Source organism: Brevibacillus sp. BC25 (assembly GCF_000282075.1).
Taxonomy (GTDB): domain Bacteria; phylum Bacillota; class Bacilli; order Brevibacillales; family Brevibacillaceae; genus Brevibacillus.
In genome coordinates, this window is record NZ_AKIX01000038.1 from 23944 (window position 1) to 37217 (window position 13274).

The following is a 13274-nucleotide window of genomic DNA, read 5'->3' on the forward strand; positions in this document are numbered from 1 at the left end:
TGATTTTCCTTGCTAGTTATTTACATTTTCACGGGACGAGTGCTTCATCGTCAATGGGTGGAATACGTCAGTTACTTTCTGGTCGCGCAAATAGAGGCGCGGAATTCGGTAATTCAGCATACAAGGAACCTCATAATTGATTGTTCCCAGCAATTCGGCAATTTCATCCAAGGAGATTTCCTCGTCCCCCTGCTTGCCATATAAGACGACCTCATCATTGACCGCTGCTTCTGTCGAATTCAGGCTGACCATGATTTGGTCCATGCAAACTCTGCCTGCAATCAGGTAGCGCGATCCATTGTACAACACCTCACCACGATTGGACAAAAGGCGAGAATAGCCATCTGCGTATCCGATCGGCAGCGTTGCAATCCACTCGTCAGGCTTTGCTGCATACGTAGCACCATAGCTGACCGTGAATGGCTCATCTGCCTTCTTTACGTGGGCAATTCTGGTCTTGAGCGCCAGGGCGGGGGCAAGAATGACATCCGCACGTTCTTTCATGTACACAGAAGGATACAATCCGTATAAACCTATGCCTAAACGAATCGTATCATACCCCCAATCGGGAAATGCGATAGCCGCAGCCGTATTGCAGCAATGAACAGTCGGCAATGTTTTATTTGCTTCACGCAGTGCTTGCAAAAAGGATTGAAACAAGTCGTGTTGTCGTCGCACATGGGTTGTATCTGGTTCATCCGCGCAGGCAAAATGCGTAAAAATGCCTGTCCACTTAAGCTTAGAGCATTCTTCAAGGGCAGCTACAACCGCAAGCAAATCTTCCGTTGTCCGAACGCCCAAACGTCCCATTCCTGTATCGGTCTTCACATGAATCCCGACAGGCTTGTGATCGTTTTTCTGAAGAATGTCGTTCGCTTCCGTGATCCATTCGACGCTGTAAGCGGTTAACTCCACTTCCAGCTCGCTTGCAGTGACAATGGATTCGACAGGTGTGTATCCCAACACTAAAATCGGCGCAGTGATCCCTGCCCTCCGCAAAATAAGCGCTTCATCGAGCAAAGCGACTGCAAGTGAATCTGCACCGCTCGCCAACGCTTCTTTTCCGACATGGACAGCACCATGACCATACCCGTCTGCTTTCACAACAGCCATAATACCCGTTTTTTCTGGCAAATGGTGTTTGAATGTCTCGAGGTTCGCCCGGATGGCATCCAAATCAACCTCTACCCAAGTGTCACGACAAAACGATTTCATTCCTATCTCCTCTTGTTCCCTTTTTTATAGTAAAACAAGCGTTCATTTAAATGACTGAGAAATTGCCTGGAAACCATCAGTGATTCCTTTTTGCCGCCTACACGATAAAAATGACGGCCTTCATAAATTTGCTCGACTTCAGACAGCGGGTAGCTCTTTTCCTGCCCTGACATGGATATAATCAGGTGGGTCTTGGTCAGCTTGTACACCGGACGTAATACCGATTTGTACATAAACGGAGACAATCCAACAACAGCAATGGCAATGGCGAAAACAAGCACTTTGAATCTCGTGTCATTGGTCGGGAAAAATTGAGCGAGAATCATCATCCCCAGCACAAACATGACAGTCTCGTTAATGCGCATTTTCCAGCTTTTTCGCAGGAGCATGTCTTTGTAGGTCGATGCTTCCTCGTACAAAACTTCGTTAGACGGTTTCTTCATGTAAAGCATGCCACCTCATTCAATAAGTTACTCTGAATGTATCGTGTTTTCCCGCTGTGTGTCAATTCGCGGATTGTCCTTTCATCTCATTCGCACGTTGGTTTTTATGTACAAATCGGCCCTCATCGACCAATCCCGAGAAAATAGAAAAGCAGATGGGATTAGCTCCCACCTGCTGACTTTTCTACATGGTTTCCTCCTGGTCTTTTTCCCCTTTTTCATGTCTTGGGAAAACGACTTTTTCAAAGCTGCCATCCACCATCTTTTGCACCATTGCTGCCAATTCCTCGCTGCGCTTGTCTGCTTGCTCCTGTGTGAGCTTGCCTGCCTCTACTGCTTCTTTCAGCTTGGCTTCATGCTGACCTACCAACAGCTCGATGACGTCATCCACTTCTACGCCTTGCTCCTTGGCGATGGTCGCCAACGATTTCCCTGCTTTTTGCTCTTCCTTCAGCTTGTCTGCATCCAGCTTGAGGAGGGACAGCAGTTCTTCATTTTTCTCGATGCCCATTCCTTTACCCGGTCCACGTCCGTGATGCGTGTTTTGCACCATTTCTTTTACTCGTTCACTCGCTTTTTCATTCATCTTGTCGGCTTGCTCCTGAGTGAGCTTGCCTGCCGCTACCGCTTCTTTCAGCTTGGTTTCCTGTTGTTTTACCAAAAGAGCCACCAGATCATCCACAGATACGCCTTGAGCTTCTGCAATTGCAGCCAGCGATTTGTCCGCTTTCAGCTCTTCTTGGAGTTTATCGGCGTCCAGCTTCAAGAGGGACAGCAGTTCTTCGTTTTTCTCGAAGCCACCGATGAAGCCTCCTTTGCCGAAGCCTTTATCCGGTTTCGTGTTTTCTACCTGTTCTTTTACGCGATCGCTCAGATTTTCAGACAGCTTATCTGCCCGCTCCTGCGTCAGTTTGCCTGCTGTTACTGCTTCCTTCAGTTTGGCCTCTTGCTGTTCAACCAGAAGTGCCACGACATCAGCCGTGTCAACTCCTTGGGCTTGTGCAATCGCTGCAAGTGTTTTCCCTGCCGCAAGCTCTTCTTTCAGCTTGTCAGCATCGAGCTTCAACAGCGAGAGCAGCTCTGTATTTTCTTTGAAGCCCACTCCACCGTGGTGGCCCATCTTGCCTGTTTTGAATTTTACTTCTGTCGGTTTATTCAATGAAGTTGGCTTTGCTGAATCGGCTGCCATTGCTCCGCCTATGCTACCCAGACTCAGAACTACTGCCATCGTTCCCATCAGCATTCCCATTTTCGCTTTGCTAAACATATACACTCAACCCTTTCGTCTTTGCTCGTGTAGTGTGCTTGCTCTTTGGTACAAGACCAAGTGTACATGGGTATTTTTAGATTCCCGTTTGAGAAAAAAGGAAAACTTGAGGGAAAATCGTAGAAAACTATGTCAACATAGTGGAGGAAAAGAAAAAGCACAGTTCTCTTCGACTCTGACACGCCAGCGGGGGAATCCACTGGCCGTCTCCACTCCAAAAAGGGGACCGTCGATCCAAAGCCACCCTACGGGCGGACGTTTCTCAGGGAAGAAGTGTTCGACAAGCGTGGTCCCCTTTTTGGAGTTCCGACTGGGTAGGCGTTGTCAAGGTCTACGAGCCCTGTGCTTTTTCTTTTCGCCAGCTTTTTTGATTCATCGCTTCTTTAAAAACTTAGGAAGTTCATTCTTTGAGTATCAACAGGGGGGTATTTTTCTTATATAGTGGGACAAAGCTGCTTGGGAAGAAGTGCATTTCCAGTCCAAGCGCCTCTGGAGCCCACCTCAGCGAAGGATTGAATGTCGGGGAATTTCAGCTTCACTTATGAACTACTTCATCGAAACTTCTACGTTTGAAGCGCTCCCGACATTCAATCCGGAGCGGACAGTCTAACCCCTTGCGGGGCGTAGGCCGAAGCGTAGACTGGAAATGCGCTTCTTCCCCTCCACCGCAGCCACTTTCTCAGAAGACAGCAAAAGAGGACGGCATTCACCGTCCCCTCTCCCACGTTTTTATTTCGCGCTAAGGCCATATGTCGACTGCGCGACATTCACCATTTCTTCCTCAGGAAGATCCCCCGCGATTGTATATTCAATGCCGTCGAGCTCCCATGTCAGAAGTCGCTGATTTTCACCTGTCTGCGCAAGCACACCAACCGTAAAGCCGAGGTTCACAGGCATACCTTGCTCATACGACACAGATGCTGCTGTCGGGCGTCCTTCGATTACCTTGTAGTTGTAGGCTCCTTTGTAGGTCAAGATGACTTTTCTCTCCCCATCACGGGTAACTGGCTCAATATCACCTTGCTTAACCCCTTCTGGCATATACGTAGGGACGATGACACCGAATTGGCTGTTCGGCTGTTTTACGACCTGTCCATTTGCTGGCGCCATTGTTGGGATCGTTGTCAACGAGCTTGTTGTCATGTTGCGCTCTTTGTCAAAGGCGTCTTTGTCAAACATAGGGTTGAACGAAAAATCAGTGAAATCAATCCGTACAAGCGGATTCATGCTAGCGTCCATAATTTCAGCGTGCGTCGGTTTGAAATCTTCTGTCAGCCAAATTTTTTGCTTGGTCAAAGAACGATTGCCGCTGTAGTTCGCTTTCACTTCGAATACATACTGTTTTTCATCCATCTTCATTTGGCGCTCAGTGTCATCGATAATGCTCTTGGCCAGCGTTTCGTATAGATACAACGGTCCGTTGTTCTCAGGCCAGCCACTTTGGAAGCGGAAGCTCTTGTTCAGATGCGGGGTCAGTACAAAGACTCCTTCATTGTTTCGCAAGATGATTTGTGTAATGCCACGCTGCTTCGAGGTGAGAGCTACCCGATAGTTGGTTGGCTTTTCATACCAGACCTGAACATCGTACTCCATGGGGGTAGAGCCTGTCTGCATGGTCAAAACAGCCTGAGACTTGTACCCAGTCATTTTTCCCAGCGTACCGTTCAGGTCGCTCACCACATCTTCTGGTGTTTTCTGACCGAAACAACCGCCGAGGAACAGGGTGAAAACCAACAATAACACCAGTGGTAAAGCTACCCGTTTCATTCAATGAACTCCTCCTTGTCAATATTTTCGACAAAGAAGGGCATCCCTGTCTATTTCCTGGGAAATCTGTCAGTCTCTCGCCCATGCAGCGCATATCGTGTCAATGGTTGCGAATGGATACGAAGTTGGCGATATATCGCTTGGATCGGCTACAGACTTAGCCTTCCTGTGTAAGAGCAGGTAGTCCCTCCTGATCTACGCGATATAAATGTATGTCCATCCTCGTCCCAATATGCAGACAAGTTTATCGAGGTTGTTCAAACCTCTATCGTTCTTCTACAATTACTTGTGCAATCGCGTGTGTCTGGCTATGCGAAATACTCACATGAATATGAACGCGAGCAGGGTCCAGATTGAGTTTGCTGTACACCTCGTGCTTTATAGTCATGATCGGCTTGCCCGAATCATTCGGGAGGATTTCCATATCCAAAAAGCTGAGTACAGCACCAATTCCTGTACCAAGAGCCTTTGCTCCCGCTTCCTTGGCAGCAAATCTGCCTGCAACCATTTCCGCCTGTCTCGTCTCTGCCTTTCCATGCAGGAGCTGTTGTTCATCTGTGGTCAAAAAGTGTTTGATCGCACGTTCTTGTCTTTTTATCAAAGTAGCGATTCGCTCTATTTCCACAATGTCTACGCCTGTTCCAATGATCATGAGCAATTGCCTCCTAGTGGGCTGATTTACGAATCACAGTATCATCCACTTCCACGCTTTTGCAAGTGCGAGGATAGAAACACATTCCACACATAGACTTTACGTAAAAATAAGAAAACCCCCGCAAATTGCGAGGGCTTTTGTCCGCTGGCTCCTACTCAGTAGCTTGGCCAGAAGATTGTTGTGCAGCCGATTGTTGGTTTTGACGGCGAACTTCCGCAACATTTGTCTCACTCGCGAACTCAGTCGCAGCGCCTTGGGAAGCAGCGCGTTGTGCGGATTGTTGGTTCTGACTACGAACCTCTGCTGCGTTTGTTTCACTTGCGAATTCAGTCGCAGTGTTTGCTGCTTGGCTAGCTTGGTTCGCTTGGCCCATACCTCTGTTTTGTTTAGGCATCGTTACATTCACCTCCTCGACGTCACTGAATATAATTTGTACAGCCCCCTATGTATGTATCCATCCTCATTTTTCCAAATCATGCTGTTGCTTACTTGCTTTGTCGCGACCGATCATTCATATTGGAAAGAGTAAGGCTTCTACTCTGCTTTTGAAAGGAGCGATTCTGTATGGCTCACAAGGTTATTATCTATACCCAAGTCACTTGCGGTCCTTGTCAGGAAGAAAAAATGTGGCTGACTTCAAACAACATTGCTTTCGAAGACAGAGACATCCGTCAAAACGAGGCTTATTTTCAGGAAGCCATTCAATTAGGCGCCAGCATGACACCTGTAACCTACATTGAAAAGGAAAACGGCGAGCAAATTGTCATCCATGGATTTGACAAGGAAGAACTAAAAAAAGCGTTGGATCTCAATTGATCCAACGCTTTTTACGACTGATCAGCCAAATGAAGGTTCACTTGTAACTGATTTTTGTTTGACGACTGGCGACATGTCCGGCAAGTTAGACAAAATTTGCTTCACTTCAGGACTGCATTCCGCATTGACGGAGTAATAAACCCATGGTCCCTTCCGGCGCTCTTTGACCAAACCATGAGTTTTTAGCTTAGCCAAGTGCTGAGAAACAGAAGGCTGGGAAGTTTGCAAAATTTCCACGAGATCACGGACACATAAGGACTGTACTTGCAGGAGAGCCATGATCGTCAAGCGCGTCTTGTCACCAAGTAGCTTATAAGTCTCTGACAAAAACAGAACCTGCATCAAATCCATTTCCATAAGGATACCCACCTTTGCCTTACATATCTGTTTATCAGTATACTATATGGCTTATATGATGGGGAAGATAGAACGCAAAAGTTATGTGAATCCTGCTTATACATCTTGCTTTTTCATCGCCTCAATGATCTTGTCCGCAGTGCGCGCAGCCAGCGCCATGACTGTATTTGTCGGGTTGCTGCCACTCGAGGTAACGAACGTAGAAGCACCCGCTATGAAAAGATTGGGTATGTCATGTGACTGCCCATATTCATTCACAACAGAGCTTTCCCTGTCATTCCCCATTCGGCATCCCCCCATGAGATGAGCGGTATCAGACACCACATGCTCCGGCTGCCCCCCCATCGCTTCTACAATCCGGTTCATTTGCCCAATGGCATGCTTGTAAAGCTGTTTGTCGTTCTCCTGATAACTGAACGTTACCGTAGGGATCGGCATTCCGTATTCATCTTTTTCCCCAGAGAGCGTCACTCTGTTATCAGGATGAGGCAGTACTTCCCCGACCAAGGTGATCCGCGCGTACATATTGTAATCCAGCATGGTCTCTCGAAGCTGTTTTCCCCATAAATACGAGCCGTCTTCCCTCTCGGCAGCAATAGCAGCCGCCATCCCGACCGGACGTGACCCGTGTGCACTCAGCGTATATCCGCGGGCAAATCCTCGTTCCCGGTCCGTCTCATAAAAATGCTGGGTCAAAGCAAGGACAGGTGTTCCTTTATACAATCGCACTTCATCCGGTAGTCGTCCATATACATCATGACTGGAGTGGGGCATAATTGCTTTTCCTACCCATCCACTCGAATTTGCCAGCCCTTGCGGAAACTGTGCATTCGCCGAACTGAGTAGCAATCTGGGAGTCTCCACCACAAACCCGGCCAAAATAACCACACGAGCCATTTGCCTGTGGGTCAAACCATTATGGTTGAACAACACACCGCTGACCCGGTCACCAGCTATCAAAATTTCCGTCACCATGCAGTCGGACAGCACCTCTGCCCCCTCCGCTATCGCTTTGGGGATATGATGAATCAACCCGCTGTACTTGGCATTCGGCATGCACCCTTGATTACAAAAGCCACGATTGATACAGGGGGGACGTCCATCAAAAGGACCCGATAAAATCGCCAGAGGGGCAACCACACTCTCGATCCCCAGCTTCTCGCATCCTTCCCGGAACAGTTGGGCATTGGCACTGATTGGCTCCCGAACCGGGTACGGATACGGGCCTTGAAAGGAACCCCACGGAAAATGATTCGGACCTGAGACCGCAATCTCACGTTCAATCTTGTCGTAATACGGGGCAAGATCCTGATACGTAATTGGCCAGTCTTCCCCTACGCCGTCTACGGTCTTTGTCCTAAAATCACTTTCGTGGAAACGCAGGAACACCCCCGTAAAATGCACGGTGCCTCCCCCAATTCCCCGTCCTGAGTTGTTATGTCCCAAACGCAGCGGGTCATTGCCTGCTACCAGCCTCGTTTCCTGCCAGGCCAATCTCCGCATCGACAGCTCATCACTGGCAAAATCGTGTTGCGGGTCCCAAAACGGCCCTGCTTCCAGTACGACTACGCGCAACCCAGCCTTTGCCAGCTCATAAGCCAGCACGCCCCCTGCCGCTCCAGCGCCTACGATACATACATCTGCGTCATCGGCGTATTTTCTTTGATCCACAGGAGTGGGGCGATGAGTAATCGTATGATGGTCATGACTCGTCATTTGCTTTCGCCTCCCATGGGTCCGTCAATCCTTTTTCCACCCGAACATAGCCACGCGGATAAGCTGGTCCACCGTAGCCGATATCCGACCAGACCAACGGATGTGAATAGTACGCACTGACAGTATCATGCAGTAGCCGCTTGAAAAAATCTGCGGGAACCAAGTCTGTCCACACATCTTGGTTTTTGATGCCCCCATTCGCCACCTGCTGAAGAACCGCTTCCTGCTGGTCTAGCTTCAACGCAACGAAGTCAGTTCCATAAGCCGCATGACTCTCCGCATCAATCCCTTTCAAGCCCGAGCGGTAGAGCTCTTTTTTGGGTGGAACTCCGACCTTTCGTTGCGACTCACCGATATTGCTAGCCGTTGTATTATCCAGATGCTCAACCACAAAGGTCAGCACCTCCAAACGGTGATCATGGACCAATACGCCTACGACTGTCTGCAAGAGCAAGGATTCAGGCTTCGTAAAAAATTGATTGGCGATCGCGGGCATTTTTCTGGCCCCTACTACTTTCCTGGTGTGAGCATCCCACTCTGTATGCTGGTCCCAAACATCATAGGATGGGTAACGTCCAGGCTTCTCCATATCCTCTCACCCCTTCGAAAACGCTTTTTACCAAAACAGCGCAAGAAGCCCTAATGCTGACATTGCCGTGATCAGTAAAGGAAGAATCACAGGAGGACCGACGAGAAAATTTTGACCTTGTGAATAACCTCCCACACGCTGCCCAACCCCGACCGTATGCAAATAAGCTCCGTACAAACCACCAACCATGCCAACCACCATCATCAAGGCAAACACCCAACGCAGCCAACCCGCATTCACAAACGATAAAACAATAGCAGTAACCGCAAATACAGGGAGCTCAAGCACAGGAATCCACATTGCCCAATGTCGGAAGTTTTGTCTGGAGTGAAAAAGTGTTACCTGAACCGCAATCAGGGCAAACGCCAATCCAGCAAAAAGAATGAGTACGCGTTCGATCGGCCAGCCATGCCACATGGAAACATCCTCCTTTTTACGTAGGTTGCGCCTATTTTTTCCGTCCTTGTCAGGTCCTATTCTACCTATTTCACTGCAAGCAGCATGATGAATAGAAAAAGCCTGCTGACTATTACCAGCAGGCTTTTCATTCCCTATGAAAAATAAACCAACGTCAAATACAATCCAAACAAGGTTACCATCAATGTCGGTACGGTCAAAATAACCCCCGTCCGAAAGTACTGTCCCCACGTAATTGTCACGTCTTTGCGTCCCAAAACATGCAACCAGAGCAAAGTCGCCAGTGATCCAATCGGGGTCATTTTCGGCCCCAAATCGCTCCCAATCACATTCGCGTAGATCATTGCTTCCCGCAACACTCCGTCTGCCTGTGTCCCTGCAATTGCCAACGCGTTGAACATGACTGTCGGAAGGTTGTTCATCACAGAGGAAAGAACAGCAGCGAGAAAGCCTGTTCCCAAGGTCGTTGCCAATAAACCATGCGCCATGAACCAATCCAAGGTGTCCTTGACCAAGTCAGTCAATCTCGCGTTGTGTAGCCCCCACACCACGACATACATGCCAATCGAAAAAACAACGACTACCCACGGCGCTTCTTTCATAATCCGCCGCATGGCGATCGCTTCACTTTTTCTTGCAGCCAGGCAAAAAATGATGGCTGCCCCCGCAATGATGATAGAAACGGGCGTATGGATGGACTCGCTAATAAAAAAACCAATCAACAAGACCGCAAGAATCGGCCATGCCAGACGAAACATTCTATGGTCGCGAATCGCTTCCTTCGGACTTTTCAGATGGGAAAGGTCAACCTGCACCGGGATGCTTTTGCGAAAATATAGGTACAAAACCAGCAGACTTCCACCAATCGAAAACAAAGTCGGAATGATCATTTTGGCCGCATACGCAGCAAAGCCAATATCAAAATAGTCAGCGGTAACAATATTCACCAGATTGCTAATCACAAAGGGCAAAGAACTCGTATCTGCAATGAACCCGCTCGCCATGACAAATGCCAAAACCGTTTTCGCATCCAGCTTTAATGCCCGCATCTGTGCCAACACAATCGGTGTCAAGATCAAGGCTGCCCCATCATTCGTAAACAAGGCGGATACAAGTGAACCAAGCAGGATGACATAAACGAACATAAGCCGCCCATTTCCTTTGGCAAATCGAGCCATATGGAGCGCAGCCCATTCAAAAAAACCGATTTCGTCCAATACGAGCGAGATGATAATAATCCCGATTAACGCTAGCGTCGCATTCCAAACAATAGAGGTTACCTCTGCGACATCACCGATCGTGACGACCCCGATCGCCAAGGCCAACAGTGCTCCACCGACAGCCGGATAACCAATCGACAGCCCCCGCGGTTGCCAGATGACCAATGTCAACGTGATCAGAAAAAGGAAGAATGAAATCCAAACCACTGCAAGTATCTCCTTTCCAAAAACCAAAAAGAACGGACCTCGAAAAGTCCGCTCTCCTACCATACTACAAATTGAAATGATCCGAAACGTCCGGTAATGGAATCCTTTAAAGTAAGATGTGGCCACCTTCTACATGAAGTACAGTTCCGGTTACAAAACTATTTTGGAGCAGGTATAGTACGCTTTGTGCAACATCTTTCGCTTGTCCAACTCGCTTCACAGGGAGCTTGTCTGCCAATGTTGCATAGAAATTTTCGCGCACGTCTTCAGGCATTTTGCTGCGTGATGGCGTATCAATTATGCCAGGTGAAACGATATTCACTCGGATTGGTGCCAGTTCCATGGCGAGGGTTTGCCCCAGATTCGAAACCGCCGCATTGACTGCGCCAAGCGCAGACGAACCAATCATCGATTTGTAGGCGACGACCCCGGAGAATAAGGTGATGGAACCGTTTGTTGAAATCTTCGGAGCTGCGTACTTCGCCGCGTAGTATTGACCCCAAAATTTGTTTTCGAACAACTTCCGCGCTTGGGCTGTATCCGTTTGAAGGAATGAACCGCCAGATGTTTCCGCAGCACTGACAACCAGATGATCAAACGTGCCTACTTTTTCAAAAAAGGCCTGAACTTGCTGCTCATCGGTGGTATCCAGCGTATACGCCGAAGCTTTGGAGCCTAGACTCTCTTTTGCCTTCTGCAATTTATCTTCGGAGCGGCTTGCAATGATTACTTCTGCTCCAAGCATTATTGCCTGTTTGGCTGTCTCCAAACCAATTCCAGAGCTTCCGCCGATGATTATTATCTTTTGATTGTGCAACATGATAGGATCTCTCCCCTTTACTTTGAGATTTTGATTTAGAAACTCAATACTTGTTTGAGATGCGCCTCGAGTTCGGATACAAATTGATCGATCTTCGGATTTTTGATGACATCATAGCAAGCAAAGCTCTTTACAGGTTGCATCCCTAAAAATTCCTGTACGCGGTGCAAATGACTGATTGCATCCTCTAGGCTTTCTCCTTTAAAAAATTGGGTTGGATCGTTAAATGCTTTTTCTGGAGCATTCCAAGTCGTCGAGAACATATATTTTTTGTCGGTGAATAAACCGCCTCTTCCGTATTGATTAGCCCCCTTGAAAAACAAGCCATACGCATATACTTCATCCATATATGTTTTCATTAACCCAGGAACACTGAACCAGTAGATGGGAGTTTGATAAATGATCATATCTGCCCAGAGAAATTTCTGGTGCTCTTCTTCCACTTTGTATCCATTTTGAATAATGGTAGATCTTACATGGTTCTCTTTCTCGAGCAGACTCACCATATGATCCATCAACGTTTGGTTCAGTTTCCCCTCTGATGAGCCATATTTTTGGTGACCATTGATGATAAGGATTTTTTTCATCTTTTACATCCCCTTTACGTTAGGACTTTCAATTTTCCGCTACGACGCCAATTTGTTGCATAAAAGTTAAATTGTCTTCCAGGTGCCAGTCTTCAACAAGCTTCCCATCCTTGATGCGTAAAACATCGATCGCCATAAATTGAATAGGCTTCCCGGCCAAAGGTTTTCCCATAAACTCGCCTTTGCTCGTACCCGTAAAGGAAAGACGAGCTGTCACCTTATCCCCCACTACCAATAAATCCTCAATTTTGCATTGCAAGTCGGGAACTGCTTTACGGAAGTTGCGAGAAGCGAATAACAAGCCATCGGGGCCTTGAGGTCTTCCTTTCGGCAACGTGTTATCTATGAAACTTGGAGAAACGGTTTGTGCAATAAGATCCTCATTCCCAGTGTTCCAGAATCCGTAGAAACGTTGAGCAGCTTGTACCATTTCGATAGCTTTCGTTCCGTTCAATGAGGAGTCAATCGTCATTGAAACGGGTTGAGGAAGATCCTTTAATAGTTGAATGTCTGCCTTAGAGGACAACTCAGCAGTTTGATGATCATAAGCAGACGTTTTCGAATCAGTAGCGCATGCTGTTGCGAACAGCATCGTCCCGAAGATGACAGCAATACCAGCTATCGAACTAATTGTTTTGGTACGTGGAATCATGTTGTTCTATTCAGCTCCTTATCTAGAGTGGAAGGATCGGTTTACATTGATATTGTAATGACACTAACTTCATTTATGGAAGTAGTGATATTTAATTCATATAGTTTCCGAAAAGATACTATTGCGCTATAATAGCCAAAAACCCTAAAAAATTTTTTTGGAGGATATTCCGATGAACGTTCTTGAGCCAATCGAACTGAACAAAGGAACCCCAGGCCAACCTTGCCCCATTGCCAAAACGCTTGACGTAATAGGGACAAAATGGACCTTTTTAATCATTCGGGACCTGCTTATCGAAGGAACGCTGCGTTTCAGCGACCTGCTGAAATCCATGGATGGGATTAGTCCAAAAACACTGTCGCTCAGACTGAAGGAATTGGAGGAGCACGGCATATTGGAAAGGAAGGTGTTTCCGGAAGTCCCTCCGCGCGTGGAATATACGTTAACGGAGAAAGGGAAACGATTGGAAGGTATTTTTATTGAGTTAAAGAGATTCGGGTTACATTTATAAACGTTTTAAAATCAAAAAGAGCGGACCTCGAAAGT

The 13274-nt window shown here is 47.5% G+C and carries 16 protein-coding genes; 2 read left to right on the plus strand and 14 right to left on the minus strand.

The window, feature by feature from the left end; all coding sequences use genetic code 11:
- Positions 1-12: 12 nt before the first annotated feature.
- The 6 genes from alr to PMI05_RS10750 all read right to left on the minus strand — a co-directional run bounded on the left by alr (position 13) and on the right by PMI05_RS10750 (position 5741).
- Positions 13-1215, minus strand: coding sequence for an alanine racemase (gene alr, locus PMI05_RS10725; protein WP_007721090.1), 1203 nt, complete (start codon positions 1213-1215; stop codon positions 13-15).
- A gap of 2 nt (positions 1216-1217) precedes the next feature.
- Positions 1218-1658, minus strand: coding sequence for a hypothetical protein (locus tag PMI05_RS10730; RefSeq protein WP_007721092.1), 441 nt, complete (start codon positions 1656-1658; stop codon positions 1218-1220).
- A 184-nt stretch (positions 1659-1842) separates the two neighbouring features.
- A complete protein-coding gene (locus PMI05_RS10735) occupies positions 1843-2925 on the minus strand; it encodes a hypothetical protein (protein WP_007721094.1) in 1083 nt (360 codons plus the stop codon).
- 729 nt (positions 2926-3654) lie between these two features.
- Entirely contained in the window at positions 3655-4692 is a 1038-nt protein-coding gene (locus PMI05_RS10740) for an outer membrane lipoprotein-sorting protein (RefSeq protein ID WP_007721096.1), read from the minus strand.
- A 265-nt stretch (positions 4693-4957) separates the two neighbouring features.
- A complete protein-coding gene (gene acpS / locus PMI05_RS10745) occupies positions 4958-5344 on the minus strand; it encodes a holo-ACP synthase (protein WP_007721097.1) in 387 nt (128 codons plus the stop codon).
- 154 nt (positions 5345-5498) lie between these two features.
- Entirely contained in the window at positions 5499-5741 is a 243-nt protein-coding gene (locus PMI05_RS10750; RefSeq protein ID WP_007721099.1) for a gamma-type small acid-soluble spore protein, read from the minus strand.
- 170 nt (positions 5742-5911) lie between these two features.
- Here PMI05_RS10750 and PMI05_RS10755 point away from each other — a divergent pair, with 170 nt between their 5' ends.
- Entirely contained in the window at positions 5912-6163 is a 252-nt protein-coding gene (locus tag PMI05_RS10755) for a glutaredoxin family protein (RefSeq protein ID WP_007721101.1), read from the plus strand.
- Positions 6164-6184: 21 nt separating this feature from the next.
- Here the strand turns inward: PMI05_RS10755 and PMI05_RS10760 are convergent, their stop codons facing one another.
- The 8 genes from PMI05_RS10760 to PMI05_RS10795 form a co-directional block, all read right to left on the minus strand.
- Complete coding sequence (locus tag PMI05_RS10760; protein WP_007721103.1) at positions 6185-6520, minus strand: metalloregulator ArsR/SmtB family transcription factor; 336 nt, start codon at positions 6518-6520, stop codon at positions 6185-6187.
- Between the two features lie 96 nt (positions 6521-6616).
- Positions 6617-8236 carry a GMC family oxidoreductase gene (locus PMI05_RS10765; protein WP_007721105.1) on the minus strand — a complete coding sequence of 540 codons (1620 nt, stop codon included), beginning with the start codon at positions 8234-8236 and terminating at the stop codon, positions 6617-6619.
- A complete protein-coding gene (locus PMI05_RS10770) occupies positions 8223-8825 on the minus strand; it encodes a gluconate 2-dehydrogenase subunit 3 family protein (protein ID WP_007721107.1) in 603 nt (200 codons plus the stop codon). The genes PMI05_RS10765 and PMI05_RS10770 overlap by 14 nt, the downstream gene beginning before the upstream one ends.
- Before the next feature lie 27 nt (positions 8826-8852).
- Complete coding sequence (locus tag PMI05_RS10775) at positions 8853-9242, minus strand: hypothetical protein (RefSeq protein ID WP_007721110.1); 390 nt, start codon at positions 9240-9242, stop codon at positions 8853-8855.
- 134 nt (positions 9243-9376) lie between these two features.
- Complete coding sequence (locus PMI05_RS10780; RefSeq protein WP_007721112.1) at positions 9377-10669, minus strand: arsenic transporter; 1293 nt, start codon at positions 10667-10669, stop codon at positions 9377-9379.
- Positions 10670-10775: 106 nt separating this feature from the next.
- Positions 10776-11489: an SDR family oxidoreductase gene (locus tag PMI05_RS10785; RefSeq protein ID WP_007721114.1), complete on the minus strand. Its 714-nt coding sequence runs from the start codon at positions 11487-11489 to the stop codon at positions 10776-10778.
- Between the two features lie 35 nt (positions 11490-11524).
- Positions 11525-12076, minus strand: coding sequence for an NAD(P)H-dependent oxidoreductase (locus PMI05_RS10790; protein ID WP_007721117.1), 552 nt, complete (start codon positions 12074-12076; stop codon positions 11525-11527).
- A 28-nt stretch (positions 12077-12104) separates the two neighbouring features.
- Positions 12105-12728, minus strand: a complete 624-nt coding sequence (locus tag PMI05_RS10795) for an ester cyclase (protein ID WP_007721119.1) — start codon at positions 12726-12728, stop codon at positions 12105-12107.
- A gap of 172 nt (positions 12729-12900) precedes the next feature.
- Between PMI05_RS10795 and PMI05_RS10800 the strand changes: the two genes are divergently transcribed.
- A complete protein-coding gene (locus tag PMI05_RS10800; protein WP_007721121.1) occupies positions 12901-13239 on the plus strand; it encodes a helix-turn-helix domain-containing protein in 339 nt (112 codons plus the stop codon).
- Positions 13240-13274 lie beyond the last annotated feature (35 nt).

Coding starts and splice junctions, on each gene's coding strand:
- alr (WP_007721090.1), bottom strand. CDS start 1,215: ATGAAATCGTTTTGTCGTGACACTTGGGTAGAGGTTGATTTGGATGCC.
- PMI05_RS10730 (WP_007721092.1), bottom strand. CDS start 1,658: ATGAAGAAACCGTCTAACGAAGTTTTGTACGAGGAAGCATCGACCTAC.
- PMI05_RS10735 (WP_007721094.1), bottom strand. CDS start 2,925: ATGTTTAGCAAAGCGAAAATGGGAATGCTGATGGGAACGATGGCAGTA.
- PMI05_RS10740 (WP_007721096.1), bottom strand. CDS start 4,692: ATGAAACGGGTAGCTTTACCACTGGTGTTATTGTTGGTTTTCACCCTG.
- acpS (WP_007721097.1), bottom strand. CDS start 5,344: ATGATCATTGGAACAGGCGTAGACATTGTGGAAATAGAGCGAATCGCT.
- PMI05_RS10750 (WP_007721099.1), bottom strand. CDS start 5,741: ATGCCTAAACAAAACAGAGGTATGGGCCAAGCGAACCAAGCTAGCCAA.
- PMI05_RS10755 (WP_007721101.1), top strand. CDS start 5,912: ATGGCTCACAAGGTTATTATCTATACCCAAGTCACTTGCGGTCCTTGT.
- PMI05_RS10760 (WP_007721103.1), bottom strand. CDS start 6,520: ATGGAAATGGATTTGATGCAGGTTCTGTTTTTGTCAGAGACTTATAAG.
- PMI05_RS10765 (WP_007721105.1), bottom strand. CDS start 8,236: ATGACGAGTCATGACCATCATACGATTACTCATCGCCCCACTCCTGTG.
- PMI05_RS10770 (WP_007721107.1), bottom strand. CDS start 8,825: ATGGAGAAGCCTGGACGTTACCCATCCTATGATGTTTGGGACCAGCAT.
- PMI05_RS10775 (WP_007721110.1), bottom strand. CDS start 9,242: ATGTGGCATGGCTGGCCGATCGAACGCGTACTCATTCTTTTTGCTGGA.
- PMI05_RS10785 (WP_007721114.1), bottom strand. CDS start 11,489: ATGTTGCACAATCAAAAGATAATAATCATCGGCGGAAGCTCTGGAATT.
- PMI05_RS10790 (WP_007721117.1), bottom strand. CDS start 12,076: ATGAAAAAAATCCTTATCATCAATGGTCACCAAAAATATGGCTCATCA.
- PMI05_RS10795 (WP_007721119.1), bottom strand. CDS start 12,728: ATGATTCCACGTACCAAAACAATTAGTTCGATAGCTGGTATTGCTGTC.
- PMI05_RS10800 (WP_007721121.1), top strand. CDS start 12,901: ATGAACGTTCTTGAGCCAATCGAACTGAACAAAGGAACCCCAGGCCAA.